This is a genomic window from Methanoregula sp., assembly GCF_041663825.1.
Classification (GTDB): Archaea; Halobacteriota; Methanomicrobia; order Methanomicrobiales; family Methanospirillaceae; genus Methanoregula.
On record NZ_JBAYLY010000008.1, the window covers coordinates 87,599 to 105,149 of the forward strand.

16 protein-coding genes are annotated in these 17,551 nt (G+C 50.5%); 8 read left to right on the forward strand and 8 right to left on the reverse strand.

Annotation, left to right across the window (positions count from 1 at the left end):
* Positions 1-7 precede the first annotated feature (7 nt).
* The 3 genes from WCX19_RS05605 to WCX19_RS05615 all read left to right on the forward strand — a co-directional run bounded on the left by WCX19_RS05605 (position 8) and on the right by WCX19_RS05615 (position 3,137).
* Positions 8-1,369 carry a hypothetical protein gene (locus WCX19_RS05605; RefSeq protein WP_373005994.1) on the forward strand — a complete coding sequence of 454 codons (1,362 nt, stop codon included), beginning with the start codon at positions 8-10 and terminating at the stop codon, positions 1,367-1,369.
* 126 nt (positions 1,370-1,495) lie between these two features.
* Entirely contained in the window at positions 1,496-2,107 is a 612-nt protein-coding gene (locus WCX19_RS05610) for a hypothetical protein (protein ID WP_373005996.1), read from the forward strand.
* Positions 2,108-2,573: 466 nt separating this feature from the next.
* Entirely contained in the window at positions 2,574-3,137 is a 564-nt protein-coding gene (locus WCX19_RS05615; RefSeq protein WP_373005998.1) for a protease inhibitor I42 family protein, read from the forward strand.
* Positions 3,138-3,751: 614 nt separating this feature from the next.
* On the opposite strand, the gene WCX19_RS05620 is transcribed toward WCX19_RS05615, so the two are convergent.
* Entirely contained in the window at positions 3,752-5,047 is a 1,296-nt protein-coding gene (locus WCX19_RS05620; RefSeq protein ID WP_373006026.1) for an O-acetylhomoserine aminocarboxypropyltransferase/cysteine synthase family protein, read from the reverse strand.
* A 483-nt stretch (positions 5,048-5,530) separates the two neighbouring features.
* Here WCX19_RS05620 and WCX19_RS05625 point away from each other — a divergent pair, with 483 nt between their 5' ends.
* Both WCX19_RS05625 and WCX19_RS05630 read left to right on the forward strand, forming a co-directional pair.
* Complete coding sequence (locus WCX19_RS05625; protein ID WP_373006000.1) at positions 5,531-5,830, forward strand: hypothetical protein; 300 nt, start codon at positions 5,531-5,533, stop codon at positions 5,828-5,830.
* A 97-nt stretch (positions 5,831-5,927) separates the two neighbouring features.
* Positions 5,928-6,098 (forward strand): hypothetical protein, encoded by a 171-nt coding sequence (locus WCX19_RS05630; protein WP_373006002.1) that lies wholly within the window; start codon positions 5,928-5,930, stop codon positions 6,096-6,098.
* A 203-nt stretch (positions 6,099-6,301) separates the two neighbouring features.
* Here the strand turns inward: WCX19_RS05630 and WCX19_RS05635 are convergent, their stop codons facing one another.
* The 5 genes from WCX19_RS05635 to thsA form a co-directional block, all read right to left on the reverse strand.
* The gene (locus tag WCX19_RS05635) at positions 6,302-6,634 is read right to left on the reverse strand and encodes a hypothetical protein (RefSeq protein WP_373006004.1); all 333 of its coding nucleotides are present in this window, start codon (positions 6,632-6,634) and stop codon (positions 6,302-6,304) included.
* Between the two features lie 136 nt (positions 6,635-6,770).
* The gene (locus WCX19_RS05640) at positions 6,771-7,049 is read right to left on the reverse strand and encodes a hypothetical protein (protein WP_373006006.1); all 279 of its coding nucleotides are present in this window, start codon (positions 7,047-7,049) and stop codon (positions 6,771-6,773) included.
* A gap of 71 nt (positions 7,050-7,120) precedes the next feature.
* Positions 7,121-9,892: a PAS domain S-box protein gene (locus tag WCX19_RS05645; RefSeq protein ID WP_373006008.1), complete on the reverse strand. Its 2,772-nt coding sequence runs from the start codon at positions 9,890-9,892 to the stop codon at positions 7,121-7,123.
* A gap of 218 nt (positions 9,893-10,110) precedes the next feature.
* On the reverse strand, positions 10,111-10,404 hold the full coding sequence (locus tag WCX19_RS05650) for a hypothetical protein (RefSeq protein ID WP_373006010.1): 294 nt from the start codon (positions 10,402-10,404) through the stop codon (positions 10,111-10,113).
* Between the two features lie 2 nt (positions 10,405-10,406).
* A complete protein-coding gene (gene thsA / locus WCX19_RS05655; protein WP_373006012.1) occupies positions 10,407-12,047 on the reverse strand; it encodes a thermosome subunit alpha in 1,641 nt (546 codons plus the stop codon).
* Between the two features lie 348 nt (positions 12,048-12,395).
* Between thsA and eif1A the strand changes: the two genes are divergently transcribed.
* Complete coding sequence (gene eif1A, locus WCX19_RS05660; RefSeq protein ID WP_373006014.1) at positions 12,396-12,737, forward strand: translation initiation factor eIF-1A; 342 nt, start codon at positions 12,396-12,398, stop codon at positions 12,735-12,737.
* 130 nt (positions 12,738-12,867) lie between these two features.
* On the opposite strand, the gene WCX19_RS05665 is transcribed toward eif1A, so the two are convergent.
* Positions 12,868-13,101, reverse strand: a complete 234-nt coding sequence (locus WCX19_RS05665; RefSeq protein WP_373006016.1) for a DUF2164 domain-containing protein — start codon at positions 13,099-13,101, stop codon at positions 12,868-12,870.
* A gap of 282 nt (positions 13,102-13,383) precedes the next feature.
* Here WCX19_RS05665 and WCX19_RS05670 point away from each other — a divergent pair, with 282 nt between their 5' ends.
* On the forward strand, positions 13,384-13,836 hold the full coding sequence (locus WCX19_RS05670; RefSeq protein ID WP_373006018.1) for an Hsp20/alpha crystallin family protein: 453 nt from the start codon (positions 13,384-13,386) through the stop codon (positions 13,834-13,836).
* Between the two features lie 210 nt (positions 13,837-14,046).
* On the opposite strand, the gene WCX19_RS05675 is transcribed toward WCX19_RS05670, so the two are convergent.
* Complete coding sequence (locus WCX19_RS05675) at positions 14,047-16,635, reverse strand: PAS domain S-box protein (protein ID WP_373006020.1); 2,589 nt, start codon at positions 16,633-16,635, stop codon at positions 14,047-14,049.
* A 151-nt stretch (positions 16,636-16,786) separates the two neighbouring features.
* Between WCX19_RS05675 and WCX19_RS05680 the strand changes: the two genes are divergently transcribed.
* The coding region (locus WCX19_RS05680) for a PAS domain-containing protein (protein ID WP_373006022.1) at positions 16,787-17,551 on the forward strand (765 nt) is incomplete at its 3' end.

Below are 17,551 nucleotides of genomic sequence, written 5' to 3' on the forward strand. Positions count from 1 at the left end.
AGGGAACATGACACAACTAAAATTTGGAGTCATCCTGCTGGCATTGTTGCTGGCGGGGATGGCGATGGTACCGATGGTGAATGCGGCTGAACAGAATGCAACCGGACAGCTCAACAGTACATGGAAATATGCAGTTCCAGAGCATCATCTCTCACCGGACTATTTTAAGGCAGGAAAACCTGCGACTCCATTGCCGGAATCGGAGATGATAAACATAGTTCTCTCTGAAAAAACACTTGACTCATTCAGCGGGGACGAGCATGAGGGAATAATCACGGTTCCGGTGTCCCATCTGAACTTTGTCTCGCAATTCACAGAATCAAAAAACTGGCAGAACAGATTTGTTGAAAACGGCATTAGTCCGGATAAATCTGTTGTCCTGGTACGGATGCCCAAATCGATGTATGACCGGTTCCTTGCTACATCCAAAGAGGGCATTGTATCGTTCCCGGCTTCGTACTTCTCAAGGTATTACAAAAATCTCGCAGATCTCGATGCCAACATTCACCCTGACGGTAATGCTGTGAGTATTACTCCCAGCGCGGATCCCGTTCTGGCAGAAAAAACAAATGTGTCGGTATCGGTAAAAAAGATACAAATCGTTTCAAATCCGCTGGTATCACGAATAGCAACACCGCTGAGAACCCCTCAGGGACCTGGCACGTTACATGGAAAGTGGATATTTTTCAACCGTATGTATACCGATACTTATGACTATTGTATCGGACAGATCACACCGAATTCCTGGTCTGTCTCCAGCAATAATGATCAGTACTACGCGCCTCAGGAAAGAGAATATTATCTAAATAATCAGCGGCAGGATGCCATCGAAATTGTGGTAAATTACGATCACTGGTCAATCTGGCCAAATACGACGATTAATTTATTCCCCACAATCTATGATAATCATTCCAATGAATCGGTACCCTTGGATACTTGGGAGAATTCAGGTGAAGATATTATTGGATTGGATCCGACAACTTTCCCTAAATCATTTGGATACCATGTTCAGATCGTGAACGGGAAATATTATATTACGTTCCAGAATATGGCCACTCTGGAATGGTATGATCAATATGTGTATAACGATCAGGATAATCCGAGTACTACGTTTACCGAGTTCAGCGGATCCTCTGAGTTCCAGCAGATCACCAGTCCGATAACGGATACCTTCTCGGCGTCAACTACCCCGGTTATTGACCAGTGGGTCCACGATGCGACCCTGAATTCGTGGAGAAAACCCGCCGATGTCTGGCAGTATGAAAATGCATATACTGATGAAATTTTTACGAATATTTACTGGTTCATTGGTGGCGATAATTCCGATGAAATCGGTACCAGTTCGTATATGTCATCGGCATGGACATGATTCTCAATTTTTTTGAGAATACTATCCCCCTCCAACAATGATTATGTCAGATAATCAAGGGAAAGAAATTTGTTAGTGTACATTGTAAAAGGAGATTTTATGCAGGAATGAGTGAGTGATCATTTCATGGAAAAATCTAAAATAAACGCTAATTATCTGGCATTTCTCATTTGCCTGATGATTCTGGTACTTGTCGGGAGTTATATCGGGTATACTTCCTATTTGTCATCAGAAGATTTTCGCCAGAACCCCCTACAGACTCTTCCACCGACATCAATTCTTCCGACACCGGTCCGACTAGTTTCTCCGGCCGTACCTGTCGGCACCCCACAGGATCCCGGATCCCCGTGCAACCTTTCCGCAGCCGGTTCCCGGACCCTTGTTCCGGTCGATACGTCCGTCCCAATCCAGGACCCGATGCCCGGAATCCGCCATTCCTTTGGTGAGAATGATTCCGGCAAAACGATCGTGCTCGGGACCGGGGATGTGATTGAGATCAACCTTGGATGGGCTGCGGGACTTCCATTTCGCTGGATCGTTTCGGTCTCCGGCTGCGGGCTGGAACTGGTAAATGGCGGCAACTATGTGGAAGGTGTTGGTTTCTGGAACACTACGGGCCATTACCGGGCCCGGTACCGGGCGGTCAGTCCCGGGACATCCGTCATCAACGGAAAACTGGTCCTCAACCCCGATGAGGCCGGGGATCTCCTGTTCAATCTTACCGTGATCGTGAAATAGTGACGGCACAACAAGAACCGGCGCGGCTCCGATGAAACGGCTGAATGACTCCCGAGCGGGAATGTGGATGGAGAGTGATCACTATAAAAAACAGAAAAATCCGGCGATTCCTGTGTAAAGGGAATGGCCAGAAATCATTTAACGGATCGGGCGAAAGCACAAACTGCGGATATCAACTGCACTTTGAAATACGTGCGATCCCCGCCGATCTGCCCGGGATACGGGTGATTCATCGATTGTGGCCTGTGGAATTTTGATAAAAAAACCCGCATGAAGTCAAAGATTTCGCACCAAAGCAATGAAAATTTTGCACTCCAAACTCGAATTTCCATTTGCCTGCTCTATCGACTGAAGTTTTTAAAATTTTCATGACAAAGCGATCTTTTTCCGGGCCGGGAACGGTTGCAGGAAATGAAACAGCGGTATAACGGGAATCGTGCAAGGAAAAAGTATCCGGAGGAATGAAATGGAAAAGAGATGGATGATAGCAGGAATTGCCCTGGTATGCGTTGTTGCGTGTGCGGCAGTCATCCTGGTATTTTTGATGAATACTGCGACACCCTCTGTCGCGGAATCGGCTCAACCAACTTATACGGCTGCTGAACCGTCAACCGTTTCCCTGCAGGATCCCGGGTCACAATGCAATCTTTCCGCTGCTGGTTCCCGAATCCCTGTTCCGGTTGATACGTCCGTCCCGATCCAGGACCCGATGCCCGGAATCCGGTATTCCCTGAACGAGAGCGATTCCGACAGGACTATCGTGCTCGATAAGGGAGAGAATGTTGAGATCAACCTCCGTTGGAGACCAGGACATGGCTTATACTGGATCGTCCCGGTCTCCGGGTGTGGGATCGAGTTAGTGAATGACGGATATTACGACACTGGTACCGATTTCTGGAATACTTCCGGCCATTACCGGGCCAGGTATCGGGCGGTCAGCCCCGGGAGATCGGTCCTTAACGGAGAATATCTCGCCAAACCCAAAGAAGTGGGTAATCTCCGGTTCAATCTTACGGTGATCGTGAAGTAGAGCCGTGCGGGTAAAGATCCTCGTTTGGGAGAGTGTGTCCCTAGGAACTTTCGGTATCGTATCCGGATCGACCTCCCAAAACCGCCCTTCTTTTCATTCCCACGTGCCAGAATCCATCCGGAAAAAGATCGACCGCTGGAACGCTGCTATTAGCGGCCTCGGCTCTCCGACGTGAAAATGCCGTCCGGACCCTGAATTAGTGCCGGTTTTGGGGGGATCAGTGCCTCATTTGAGGGAAAATGCCACCCTGCGGAAAGGGGTCTCCGTCGGAGAACTCAGTATGCCGGACCGTATGTCCCGATGCCCGGATCGCCCCCCCAAAAAACAGCCTTCTTTTGATCTCCACGTACCTGAGGTCATATAAGGAGGAGATCGGCCGTCCAATTGGGCCTGTTTAGGCCCTTTTTTTACCGACGTGAAAATGCTTCCCGGGACCCGAATTGGGCCCCCTTTTTTGCGATTTCGTCCCCTGCTTGATGCAAAATGTACACCCTGTTACGGGGCCTTTCGTCAGAGAGTGCGAATGCGGGATACCGGTACTCGTACGAGCCCGGGAAACCCGTTTTGTTTTTTTGTTCCCGGGGCAACCTCACTAAAAAAAAGAACGAGAATTATCAGACCGCTGCGAGGGCCTGGTTGAGGTCTTCAATGATATCCTCGATATCCTCGGTCCCGATGGAGAGCCTGACAAAGTCGGGGGTAACACCGGTCTTTGCCTGTTCCTCGACCGTGAGCTGCTGGTGGGTGGTGCTTGCCGGGTGGATCGCGAGACTCTTGGAGTCGCCGATGTTTGCGAGGTCGCTGAAGAGTTTGAGATTATCGATGAACTTCTTGCTGGCCACCTCACCGCCCTTGATACCGACACCGACGAGCGGGCCAAAGCCTCCGTGGAGGTACTTCCTGGTGTTGGCGTGGTTCGGGTTGTCCGGCAGGCCCGGGTAGTTGACCCACGCGACCTTCGTGTGGGTCTTGAGGAATTTGGCGACCGCGAGTGCGTTCTCCGAGTGCCGGGGGACCCGCAGGTGGAGGGTTTCAAGGCCGAGGAGGAGCGTCCACGCGTTGAACGGGCTGATGACGGCGCCGGTATCCCGGAGAAGCGAGACGCGGATCTTGAAGATGAACGCGACGTTCCCGAGGCCCGGGAAGTTCCCGAAGGTGTCCCAGTACTTGAGACCGTGGTAACCCGGGTCCGGCTCGGTGAACTCGGGGAACTTGCCGTTGTTCCAGGCAAACTTTCCGGAATCGACGATAACTCCCCCGAGGGAGACACCGTGGCCTCCGATGTACTTCGTGGCCGAGTGGACGATGATGTCGACGCCGTGCTCGAACGGGCGGACAAGGCCGATACCGGTTGTGTTGTCAACGATGACCGGGATGCCGTGGTCGTGGGCGATCTTCGAAATTGCCTCAAAGTCGGGGGTATCCAGTTTCGGGTTTCCGACGGTCTCAGCGTAGATGGCCCGGGTCCTGGAGTTTATCGCCTTCTTGAACTCTTCTGGTTTGGTCGAGTCCACAAAGACGACATGCCGCCCGAACTTGGGGAGCGTGTAGTGGAAGAGCTCGTAGGTGCCGCCGTACAGGTTGTCGGCCGAGACGATCTCGTCGCCCGGCCGGGTGAGATTCAGGATTGCGTAGGTGATCGCTGCCTGGCCGGAACCCGTAGCGAGTGCACTTGTTCCTCCCTCGATTGCGGCGAGCCTTTTTTCGAAGACATCCTGGGTCGGGTTCATGAGACGCCCGTAGATGTTCCCGAGTTCCTTTAAGCCGAAGAGGTTTGCTGCCTGTTCGGTGTTCTTGAATACATACGATGTGGTCTGGTAGATCGGGACGGCCCTTGATCTGCTTGTCGGGTCTACATCCTGTCCTGCATGAATGGAAATTGTGCCAAGTCTGAACTTTTTCTCTGTAATTTTTACCACCTCTTTTGAGGGTTCTGGTTTGTTTTTTGTCGGTTCCTGAATCTTTTTGGAGAAGGGATTCACTTTTGCAAGGAATCCGAAAGCGTTTCCTGTCATACTATGTATCGTCCCGTGACGGGAGATCCTGTCTCCCGGTAACGATCTTTCGCGGAGGGCAGGGGAGTGCAGCCGGCCCGTTAAGGTGGAGCAGGCGGTAAGGCAGAATGCCGGTGCCTGCTGTCCCGGATATACCGTTCTTCAAAATCAGGTAAATAGCATGGGAAATGAGTAAAAACCCCTTGATAATTCCTGTTTTCCCCACAGTTTGGGCAATATTTGTCCGTAACCCTACACTACCGGACAAATCCCCGGCCCTTATGCACCGGTCAGGGTCAGGCGCGTCGTTTGCCGAATTAAAAAAATCCGTCGGCTGCGAGAAACTATTTCCCCTGATGGCCCAATGAGGCATAAGAAATGTGAGGACAGGAGCCGGCAATGGGACACAGGAGGACGGATTCAGGACAGAGATATACCTGTGCTCATCTCATCTGTGCCTACCTGCTCACGAACCATATCACCCGGGCCGTGGTAACTGCCCGGGAGGTTGCACAGTTTCATCACCTGTCATGGGAATCCTGCCGTTCAATCAGTGCCCTGCTGAATTTTCTTTACACCAACCGGATCCGGGAGACCCGGTTTGGTTTCTACATCATGGGGACAGCGCCTTTTTTGAAAACCGATTATCCCCATCATTACACGATCGAGCTGATCGATCAGGCCCGGGGGATTCTCTGATGATGCCTTTCAATGACCCGGTTAAAAATCCCGGAAGAATGCCGGGCGGCCTGCTTGTTTCTTTCGGACAGACACCGGCGTACTGCGGAGTGACACCATGACCAATGCCTTGATGGAATGGTTCCGGGGAAAAAACGCGGAGGATCGGTTCTCGTATGATTTTACCGAGTCTCACCCGGTCTGGAAGACGTGGTGGTTCTGGGCCGGTATTACGGTCATGTGCATCGTCCTCATCTGGATTCTCCAAAGTATATCTGCCCTGATGTAAATTTCCGTATGGCGGGATAATCCGAGGCCGTTCCCTTTACGGGAGAATAAAAAATTTATGGAGCCAGAGTTTTTCCCGGCAATCGTGTGCATAATTTACAAGACGGATAAGAATGCGGGTATCCCTCACGAAAAACCGGGCCATTGTCCTGCACCGGTTCTTCCGTTCTAAAAAAAAGAATGAAAAATAAATACTAATTTTGTTCAGGTATGCCGGGTGCTGTCTTCAAGATCCCGGATCCAGTTTGCAACAGCCCGGAGCACCGTCATGGTCCTCTCGGTCTTGTGGTGGTTCCCGCTCTGGGTAAAAATCCCGTCATTGTCTTTTGAGATCGTTTCATTGATCACCCAGACCCCGAAGGGATCGGTGGTCACGGAAAGACCATTCGAAAAACCCGGGCAATTGATGAATACTTCACCGGATTCGTAATCGACATCAATTTTCAAATCGCGATCGTCTTTCTTTACCATGTCCAAAAGAAACACGGACAGGTCGTGCGTCGTCAGGATCGTTTCAACATCTTCGGGGCGTAACATGCGTCAGTCATCTCTTTATTCACCGTAACGGTATTCCTAATATTCTCTTCTTTGAACAAAGCTAAAAAAACAGGGAAAATTCCTCCCGTCATCCATAACGGGAATCCGCTGTCCCTGATCGAAACGTCTTTCCCGATCAGGCTTTCCCGGTCCGGGTCATCTTCTTGGATGGCTTTAGGGGGCCCGGGGGATTTGTATGGGCCGGCAGCTCATCGCCATGGGGATGGGAGTGGGCATCATGCCGGGGGGAGAGGGTTGGTTTTGCCTGGGGGTGGTGAGCCGGGTGAGGTTGCGGGTGATCCATGGGGTGGTGCAGGTTATCTTCCTCGTTACGTACCTTGTCCTGGCCGGACTGTGGCCCGGGGTGAGACTGCGGATCCCGGGCATGGGGTTTTGGGGATTGTCGCGGTGACATAATCAATACTCCCGCAACCTTGTTGATAAAGGAATGCATAACGGCGGGAAGGGAACGGATCTACCGGATCGTTACGGGGCTGCCGGTTCTTTCTCAAACCGGAATGTACCCTCCGGGACCACGATCTCGAATCGTGCACCCTCCCCAGTGACGCCTGTCTCGGAAATGGAAATGCCGGTAATCGCCAGGATCTCCCTGGAGAGAAACAGGCCAAGCCCGGTATTTTTCCCGAAACCGCGTTCGAACAGGTGTGGCCTGTCATCCGGGGCTATGCCGGTTCCGTTATCGGCAACGGTGACAACAAGCCCGGTGCCGGCGGGATGATGTGCTATGCTGATACGGGTGACCGCTCCCCCGTGCTGCCGGGCATTATCGAACAGGTTGTAAAAGACCCGGGTAAGGAGCGGGTCAGCGTATATTTCAAGCCGGTCATCGAGAATTTCAAAACTGATGGCAGTGGCTGCCAGATGCGATGCAGCGGAGCGGGCGATGTCGGATAACCGCTGCCACACGGGTGCCCTGACCCCGAGATCCTCGTATTCTTTAGTAAATTCGATCTGGTGCCGGATGGTTTTTGCTGCGGTATATGCCCGGTTGATATTGGCAACACCATCAGGTTCTTTAACGGTATTCCGTGCAAGTTCCAGGGAACCGGAAAGCACGGTCAGCTGGTTCATAATATCGTGGCGGGTGATGCCGGACATCAGGTTTAGTTTCCTGCTTGCAAGAGCAAGTGCATCCTCGGCGCGTTTCCGCTCGGTAATATCCCGGATGTTGCACTGGATGATCTTGTGGTGGTTTACCGGGTAGACATTGCTGACGAACTCGACGTCCCTGACCTGCCCGTCTTTTGTTTCCAGCGGGATATCTTCGTACCGGATATAGGTATTCTTTTTCAGGTCGGCGAATGCTTTTTGCGCGAATGATTTATCCTTAATAAATCCGAGTTCCCAGAGTTGTCTGCCAACAAAATACTCTAATGGGTATCCCAGCAGATCCCGGATAAATTTGTTTGCATCGATAATTTTTCCTGTCCCTTCATCAAGGATCAGAATACCGTCCTGTGCCGTTTCAAAGAGCCGGCGGTACCGGGTTTCGGATACCTGCAATAGTTCCTGCGCCGCTTTGCGCTCGGTGATGTCCCGGATATTACACTGGATAATCCTCCGGTCCCTGACAAGGTAGACATTGCTGACAAATTCCACATGGATTTCCTTACCCTGTTTTGTTTCCAGGGGCAGATCCTCATACCGGATATATCCATCGGTTTTCAGTTTTGCAAATGCGTTCTCTGCAAGGGATTTGTCTTTGAGGACCCCGAGTTCCCAGAGATGCCTGCCAACGAAATAATCCAGCGGGTATCCCAGAATATCGAGGATAAACTTATTCGCATCGAGAATTTCCCCGGTATCCCCGTCAAGGATCAGGATCGCGTCCTGTGCCGTTTCAAAGAGCCGGCGGTACTGGAGTTCTGACGTTTTGATATCCTGTTCGGCAGCGATTCGCTGCTCTTCATGGCCAAGAGACTGAAGAGCAAACGAGATATCCTCGGACTGTTCAGCAAGAAGCCGGATGATCCGGTCAGTAAAGAATCCCGGTTCAGACGCATAGAAGGTAATAACACCTGCACTTGGGGAATTATGTGCGAAGGGAAAAGCTGCAAGTGACCGATAGCCCCGCTCAAGTGCCCCTGTGCGCCACGGTGTCGCATTCTTTGAATCATGTTCGATATCGTTACAGAAATTGAATATTCCCGTGCGGAATGCAGTTCCGGTCGGCCCCCGCCCGGTGGGGACATTATCAGTCGATATTGTAATCTCATCGAGGAATCCTTTCTCCTGACCTGCACTCGCAACAGGTTCGATGAGATGTTTTTCTGTATTGACAAAGCCGGCCCACACCATTGCAAAGCCACCGCTGTCGACAGCAATCCGGCATATCTCGTTGAGCAGTTCCTTTTTGTCGTGAATACGGATGATTGCCTTGTTGGTCGCGGAAAGCACCGCATAGAGCCGGTTGAGGGTGGCAACCTGCGCTTCCACCCGCTTGCGCTCTGTGATGTCCCGGATAGATTCAATTGCACCCGTAAGATTCCCGGCGGTGTCATAGAGCGGGGATGCCGTAAACCAGAGATGCGCCCCCCTACCTTTATTGAAGTGGGGGATATAGATCTCGGAGAACAGGGAGCTGCCATCCTTTTTTATGACCGGATATTTTTCAACAACGGCCGGGTCATCGTGAAGGATGAGATCGATCGTGACCGGACGCCGTTTGTGGTAGAACGGGAGAGCATATTCATAATCGGCTTTCCCGATAATTTCCCCTGCCAGAACACCGGTCATCTCCTCAATGGCACGGTTCCATGCAATCACCGTTCCATGGATATCAATAGCTAACGTTGCATCGGGCAGGAAATTGATGATATCTGCTTCACGCCGCTCATGGTCGCGTATCATGAGCTCGGCCTGTCTCTTCTGGACGGATTGCCGGATCTTGTGTGCGAGTTCGGTAAACTGCGAAACCGGTTCCCCACCTTTCTGGAGATAGAAATCGGCCCCTTCGTTTAAGGCCTGGATGACAATTTCTTCCCGGCCCCGTCCGGTGAATAGGATAAACGGAATGGTATTTCCCGAAGTCCGGATATTTTTCAAAAATTCAATACCATCCATGCCCGGCATCTGGTAGTCAGAGATGATGGCATCGTAATTCTTTGTCTTTAAAATAGTAAGTGCAGCCGGGACTGAAGTTATAGTATCAACGCTGAATTGCCCGCGCTCTTCAAGGAAGAGTTTGCCGATCTCAAGCAGACCGGGTTCATCATCTACATAGAGAACAGATATCAAATGACCAACTACCGGAAATAAGTTCTTCTAAAAGATTCACCTGTTGTCAGGGGCAATAAATACTTCGTCCGGAATAAATCCGGAATAAATCAACCCCGCTATAATAGATCCCGGCCGGGCCCGAAGGTTTTCTCACAATAACGTCCCGTGGTTCTGTTACTGCAATAACCCCCATGCGCCATGCGACTCTGCACAAAAAAGAATGAACCGGAAAAAAATTATGCCGGTTTTACCCGGTGGACTTCGGTATCGGTGATCTCGTAGATGAGATCCTTTGTCTCCTTTTTGAGCCCTTTGAGATCGGTGATGATCTCCTGTAACTGGTATTCCCGGTCCCGTGTTGCAATCGCATACGGATGATCCGGCTGGTGATTTTCCGGGGTGATCGCAAGGAGATCGCAGGTACTGCGCTGCCGGGTTATCTTAAATTCTGAAATTTTGGCGAGGTCGATGGACAGGGAATCTCCCTGGTGGTAGACCCCGGTATGCCTGAATTTTACAAGGACGCTCATACTTAATCGCCGCCCATTCCCGGCGGCATGCCTCCCATGCCTCCGGGGGGCATCCCGCCCCGGCTACCGGACTGCGAGGATGCAATGACGTCGTCGATGCGCAGGATCATGACTGCCGCCTCGGCTGCGCTTGATATGGCCTGCGTCTTTACCTTTAAGGGCTCGATAACGCCGGCTTTCTGCATGTCGACCGGTTTTCCTTCGTACACATCGAGGCCGAACGTTTTCTTCCCTGCTTCATGTGCCGCCCGGATCGCGACGATCATATCGATGGCGTCAAGGCCGGCGTTCTCGGCAAGCGACCTCGGGATGACTTCGAGCGCTTTAGCGAATGCTTCGATGGCGAGCTGGTTCCTTCCCCCGACGGTCGCCGCATACCGGTGCAGCTGGAGCGAGAGTTCGATCTCGGGCGCCCCGCCACCGGCAACAACTTTCTTCTCTTTGACGACCACGCCGACAACCATGAGTGCATCATGGAGGGCACGTTCGATCTCGTCGATGATATGGTCGGACCCGCCCCGGATAATGATAGAGACGGCTTTCGGGTTCTTGCATTTCGAGATCGTGATCATCTCATCGCCGGAGAACTTCTTCTCCTCCACAAGGCCGGCAGCCCCGAGATCGGCCGGTGTGATGGCATCGATACTGTTGACAATTGCTGCCCCGGTGGCACGGGAGATGTTCTCCATGTCGCTCTTTTTTACCCGGCGGACTGCGAAGATCCCGGCTTTTGTAAGATAATGCTGGGCGACATCGTCAATACCTTTCTGGCAGAACACCACGTTTGCCCCGCTCCGGATCACTTTCTCTGCAAGAGCGTGGACCATCTGCTCGTCCTCGTCAAGAAACGCCTGGACCTGATCGGGACTGGAGATATTGATCGTTGCCGAAACCTCGGTCTTTTTGTATTCGAGTGCGCCGTTCAGGAGCAGGATTTTTGCGCCCTTGACAATCTTTGGCATCCCCGGGTTTGCCCGTTCCTTGTCAATGACCATGCCTTCGATAAGCACGGTATCCTCGACAGCGCCCCCGGTCTTTTTCTGCACGTTCACGTGCTTTATATCGACCGTACCGTCAGGATCGGTCACCGAGGTGACCGCTTTTACGACGATGTTGCAGAGCAGTTTCTTGTATGCCTCCGCCCCTTTGCCGCTGATCGCCGTCTCCGCGACTTTTTCAAGGATCGCGTGATCGTCCGGCTTTACCGTGATGGCGATGTCGGAGAGGATAAGAAGGGACTTTGCCGCCGCCTGCCGGTACCCTTCCGCGATCACGGTCGGGTGGACGTGCTGTTCGAGAAGGTCTTCTGCGTTTTTCAACAGTTCCCCGGCGATGACAACGGCCGATGTCGTGCCGTCGCCGACCTCGTCGTCCTGGGTCTTTGCGATCTCGACCATCATCTTTGCGGCCGGGTGCTCGATGTCCATCTCTTTTAGGATCGTCGCGCCATCGTTGGTGATGACCACGTCGCCCATGCCATCGATGAGCATCTTGTCCATGCCCTTTGGCCCGAGGGTTGAACGGACCGCGGTTCCCACCGCTTTTGCGGCGTTGATGTTACTGCTCTGGGCTTCCTGCCCGTGGTTCCGTGTCGTTCCCTGTCGTAAGATAATAATCTGCTGCCCGCCAAGCTGTTGTGACATTTCATTCCTCGTTATTTAGGGGGATGTTCCGGCTGGTTCCCCTCATTTTCGGGAAAAAATACCGGATCCCTTTTCGTGCCGGTTATTACAACGGCCGCACCATGGATCGTTTCGATCATGACAGAAAAGTATGATATCGGGAATGATGCCGCCCCGTCATGATCTGTCGCGGGGCGCCACCAGCTAGAATTACAGCTGATCCGTACGCATTCATCGCTCTGCTGTGATGGGTGGTAATTGGTCTGTGGGCTAGAAAGATGTATCTGTCGTGGAACGTATTCCCGGCCTCCCTCCATCCATACCTTCAACATGTCAGCGATCACTGGTAATGCGTACGTAGTTGGTTGAATGGCTGGTTTTCACAGGAGAGAAGATACAGGTGCAGCAGACCCGAATGCGTTAAACCCCGATGGTACGCCGGTCTGCCGTGTACGTCTGCCCAAGAAATGGAACAATGAGCAGTTTGCCCGTGCCGAAACAATGATGGGGGCAAATCATATCCGCGTCCAGTGTATTGACGGTATTCCCCGTATGGGCCGGATCAAGGGCAAGATTAAGAAGCGACAGTGGATACGCGAAGGCGATACCGTCATTGTCGTTCCCTGGAGTATCCAGGATGAGAAATGCGATATCATCTACCGGTACCTCAAACCGCAGACCGACTGGCTGCGGAAGAACCGGTACATCTGATTCTCTTTTTTTATTGTTCACTGCCCGAGCCATACCGTGAAGTGGAACGGCTGGCCGGATCCTGATCGCCCGTGACAGGATTCATGCACTCACTCCGGGTATCCGGATAGAAAAAATATGCAGGCTTTGTTTATTTTTGGATTGACAAAAGATCTTCAGCTGCGTCTTTTATGTACTGGTGAGAATCATAAACGCCCTGGTTGTAAAATTCCGGTGCCAGTTTTTCCAGTATGAAATCCAGGATCAGGCCCGCTGCGAGGTCGCCGATCTCTTCATCTCTCTCCTTTAAAAAATAATTCTTTATCAGGGAGACCATATCGGCCCTTCTCTCTTTTGTTAGGGTGAGTGTGTTTTCATTTCTCATACCATTCATTCCTTTTTTTATCGCATAAACGGTAATAGATTTTCCTTACACCCTCCGACACGCTTCTGCTCTACGGTTTTACCGTAAAATTCCCCGGGTGTTTCTTTTTACTCAGTCTAAAATAAATCCTGTCACCACCGGGCCATACGCTCAAATCCGTTCTCAAAAAAAATACAAAACGCTCCCGGGTTTTTCATCGAAATGTATATTGGCACAGACAACACCCGTCCCTAGTATCCAGGTGGGATTACACCTGGGCAGCAATCAGGAGGTGGTAGACAAATGGTACGACGTTTTCACAGATCAATCTATGACGAACTCGATGAACTCAGGGCATCCATGGACTACCTGTACCAGCTTGCTCTTGAACCAGCTGATAATCCGCTGTTGCCAGAAGAAGAAAACACCGGGATCGTGTGCCAGTATGTGCACACCTTAAACGCGGAAGTCACCGAGCATGACGACGAAGTGGCCGTGACGATGGACACGATCCCCGGAACCGGAATCTCAAAAATTGCCGTTGCCTTACAGGACGAAAAAACCCTGAAGATCACCTGTGACCGGGAGGAGGAAAGAACCGGGGAGTATGACGGGAACTGCCTGTGCGAACGAAGACTCTTGTCCCTCTCGCAGGTCATCCCGCTCCCCGGGCCGGTCATGAAGGCCGGGGCGAAACTGACCCTGAAAAATGGCGTGCTCGATATCCGTCTTAAAAAAGCTCAGCCGGCACAATAGAAAAATGCCATGACTTACACTCTTTTTTCCCGCTCTTCATTGCGGGGTACCAGGAAGGCATGGGATCGTTTCCCGAAAAACGCATTTCACGTTTTTTTTAAGGAGCTTACCCCCTGCGGGCAATCTCCCTGACATCCGCGTCACCCACACAAAGATACGCAGTACCACTTGGTTTCCCGGTAAGGGGCTTTTAGCTTTTCAGCAGGTTTGTTAGTCCGGCGGTCTGTTTGCCGGGATTTCCCGACACAATCCCACGATTCCGGTCATCGTTCCTGCATGGTCTTTGAAAATTGAGATTGACCATTCAACCGGGATAGATTTTCCGGATTTAGTAACCTGAACAAGCGGGCCTTTCCATATCCCGTGGGCCATAAGGTGATCCCTGAGTGTAGTTATACCCTGTTTTGTCAGATCAAACTGGATGAGGTCGTGAATATCTTTTCCCAAAACATCACGTAATTTCCAGCCATACAATCCTTCCGCAGCCCGGTTCCAATACGTGATCCGGGAGTCCATATCGGTGGCAATGATCCCATCGTTTACCTGGTTTAACAGTGAAGCCAGGTAATCTGCTGATTCTTTTACCGCAATGAAATCTGTTATGTCTCTCCCAACAGCCTGATACTCGATAATTCTATCTGTGAGAGAAAAAAGCCCGCGTATATTCCACCGTGTCCAGCGGATATTCCCTTCTTTTGGGATCATCCTGATCTCAATGGTGATCACCGGATTTGACCTGTTGATACTGGAAAAATAATGGTTGAGCATGGATCGCTCTTCTTCAACAACAGGCAGCTGGAAGTGTGTCCCGACAATTTCATTTTTTGGTTTGTTAAAAAATGTAGCATATGCTTCATTGACAAAGACATAGGTGCCATCCGGCCGGAACCGGCAGATCATTTCGGTCTGGTCTTCTACAATCGCAGAATAAATGGCTTCACGTTCTTTCAACGCCTGTTCTGTACGTCTGATATCCGTGATAATCCGGAGCGATTCGATGGCGCCAATGACCGTGCCGGTGGCATCGTATAATGAGGACGCAGTACTCCTGATATAGGTACCGTCCGGGTTAAGATAGGTAGAATAGACTTCGGCAGTGAATGTATTGCCCTCCCGTTTGCAGGAATAATATTTTTTTGGAATTTCCTGGTCGGGTTTCAAAGCAAAATCAACCAGGATCGGTATCCGGGAGCCATGGATGACTAATGAATATTCAAAATCCCCCATACCGAGAATATCCCGTGCTGGTACTCCCGTTAATTCCTCCATCGCCCGGTTCCATGCGATTACATAGCCCCCGGTATCGATCACAAAAGTGGCGTCCGGCAGGAAATTGATAATGCTGGCAAGTTTCTGCTCGGATTTCCGTAATTGCTCCTCGTAATGCTTCTGATCCGTTTTATCACGGAAATACCAGATCCTGCCATAGTATATTTTGTCCGGACCGATCATTGGCGCCGAGTACCGGTCGAAAAACCTACCGTCCCTGAGGGGGACCTCGTCCCTGACGGTTCTCTGGTGATCGTTGTAGATCTCTTCGACTTTTTTACGAAACGATTCCGGATCTGTCACGAGACTGCGGACGTAGTCCAGAACAGGTGCATCGTCTTTTTTTTCGAGAATTTTTTCCGGAATACCCCAGAGTTCGACAAACCGGTGGTTATAGGAAATGATTTTGTTGATTTCATCCACAACAAGGATGCCGTCTATTGTTGTCTCGTTCTGCGTAGAAAGCAGGATGTTTTGTAATTTCAGTTCACCTTCTGCCAGTTTTATGTCGGTAATATCATTGCCGATGGAAAGTATGCCGGTTATGGAACCCTGTGCGTTGCGGATATATTTGTTCGTCCATGAAATCCAGACGCGTTCCCCGTTCTTTTTGATATTTTCATTCTCAAACCGGGTGAAACCGGCAGGGTTTAGTTTCAGTTCTTCAAGGAGTTCTTTTACATGTTTCCCGGCGGTCCGCTGTTCCGGGACAATCGTATCGTAAATACTTTTTCCGAGAATCTCGTCTTGTTTCCAGCCAAAGAAATCCTGTGCAAATTCATTAAAAAAATCAATATTGCCTTTATTGTCCATCCTGAGAATGATACTGTTTGCATTCTGGACCAGTTCCCGGTATTTTATTTCGCTTGCTTTTAACTCGTTTCGTGCTTTTTTATAGTTCGAAACCTCTTTTTTGAGCTGCTCGTTTGCAGATACCAGGTCTTTTGACCGTTCGTCCACCAGCTCTTCGAGATGCTGCCGGTGAAGTGATAATTCGGTGATATCTTCACCGATCAACGTGACGCCATGATCCCCTGATTCAAAAACGGTGGGGATAAACTTTAGCTGTAAATAACAATCTTCTTTGTTTACCGTCAGTTTGACACTCAGGGTACTGCCTTCCGAATCGATTGCTTTCTCGATATGGTTGAGAATGACCGTATCGATATACTGCACCAGGGGGGAATAATCGATCCTGTGGCCGATCAGGTCTGATCTTTTTAAGAGAAAATAATCGAGCAGTACATTATTTGCATCAATGATCGTGAGGGAGTCATCCATCACGACAAGAAGATCTGATGAAAAATTCAGGATCGATGATATCGGCACTCTCTGGCAGGGATAATACACTTTTGCCGGGCCATGAATGCGCATCTCTGCCTCGCCCGCTGCAACCATCATATTCAGGTATTTTGATGTGGAAATCCGGTTCAGGTTCAGCATCCGGGAAATTTCTGCGATAGTCAGCCCTTTCTGGCAGGACTTTAAAATATCCCGGATCCGGTCAATTTCAACCCCGGTGTTATCCATAGGTAAGCAATTTCTTTTAAAATATGTAAATCTTATGTGGTTATCTGGTATCTCCGAATTTGTAGTATGCGCAAAGAAAAAGATTTAAGTATTATTTTGGTCAAATCACCATTTATTAACATTATTATTTAAAAATGGGGTTTGACATAGTATGGAAGAAGATTTTTCAAAAATTCAGAGACGGGCAGATGCATTATTCCACAACAGTCCCTACCCGACCATTCTCTGGAACACCAGTCTGAACGTTGAAGATGCAAATGCTGCATTGCTTACCCTGACCGGGTATGATCGCGACCGTGTCCTGGCGATGACGCTCAAGGATTTCAACGTGGTATCCGCGTCCGGCGAAGGCTTTGAAGAGGCAAAAAAGTTCAAGCACGGTGTCACCGGCGAAGCAACATTCAATTTCCCCGCCGGGAAGAAAATTGTGGTCCGGCATACCGTTCCCCTGCTGGACCAGAAAGGGGCAATCGAAAATTTCCTCACCATCTACCAGGATGCAACAGAGGAACGACATAAACTTGAAACAATCCAGAAAAATGAGGCAACGTCAAAAAAGGTCTATGCATATATGCAAAACGAGGTAGACCAACTCGCGATAGCCTATGGACACGCCGCAAATGGAGACCTGACGGTTCATTATGACCTCTCTACCCCGGATGAGGATACCCAGGCAATATATACCATAACAAAAAAATTGCAGGACTCGGTAAGAGGAATTATCAAGAGTCTGCGGCTCAGTATCGGGGATGTGGATACCCGGATGCAGAATATGACATCCACGTCGAAGAATGCAAGCCAGAGTATTGAAGAGGCATCAAAAGGCGTCCACCAGATCGCTGTCAATACGGCCGGGGTCAGCGAAAATACCGTAAAGATTGCCCAGGGATTCGATCAGATAAACAAGGCCATGCAG

What these genes read in the sequence shown, in the direction of transcription:
- WCX19_RS05605 (WP_373005994.1), top strand. Translation starts at nt 8, where the DNA reads ATGACACAACTAAAATTTGGAGTCATCCTGCTGGCATTGTTGCTGGCG.
- WCX19_RS05610 (WP_373005996.1), top strand. Translation starts at nt 1,496, where the DNA reads ATGGAAAAATCTAAAATAAACGCTAATTATCTGGCATTTCTCATTTGC.
- WCX19_RS05615 (WP_373005998.1), top strand. Translation starts at nt 2,574, where the DNA reads ATGGAAAAGAGATGGATGATAGCAGGAATTGCCCTGGTATGCGTTGTT.
- WCX19_RS05625 (WP_373006000.1), top strand. Translation starts at nt 5,531, where the DNA reads ATGGGACACAGGAGGACGGATTCAGGACAGAGATATACCTGTGCTCAT.
- WCX19_RS05630 (WP_373006002.1), top strand. Translation starts at nt 5,928, where the DNA reads ATGACCAATGCCTTGATGGAATGGTTCCGGGGAAAAAACGCGGAGGAT.
- WCX19_RS05635 (WP_373006004.1), bottom strand. Translation starts at nt 6,634, where the DNA reads ATGTTACGCCCCGAAGATGTTGAAACGATCCTGACGACGCACGACCTG.
- WCX19_RS05640 (WP_373006006.1), bottom strand. Translation starts at nt 7,049, where the DNA reads ATGTCACCGCGACAATCCCCAAAACCCCATGCCCGGGATCCGCAGTCT.
- WCX19_RS05650 (WP_373006010.1), bottom strand. Translation starts at nt 10,404, where the DNA reads ATGAGCGTCCTTGTAAAATTCAGGCATACCGGGGTCTACCACCAGGGA.
- thsA (WP_373006012.1), bottom strand. Translation starts at nt 12,047, where the DNA reads ATGTCACAACAGCTTGGCGGGCAGCAGATTATTATCTTACGACAGGGA.
- eif1A (WP_373006014.1), top strand. Translation starts at nt 12,396, where the DNA reads ATGGCTGGTTTTCACAGGAGAGAAGATACAGGTGCAGCAGACCCGAAT.
- WCX19_RS05665 (WP_373006016.1), bottom strand. Translation starts at nt 13,101, where the DNA reads ATGAGAAATGAAAACACACTCACCCTAACAAAAGAGAGAAGGGCCGAT.
- WCX19_RS05670 (WP_373006018.1), top strand. Translation starts at nt 13,384, where the DNA reads ATGGTACGACGTTTTCACAGATCAATCTATGACGAACTCGATGAACTC.
- WCX19_RS05675 (WP_373006020.1), bottom strand. Translation starts at nt 16,635, where the DNA reads ATGGATAACACCGGGGTTGAAATTGACCGGATCCGGGATATTTTAAAG.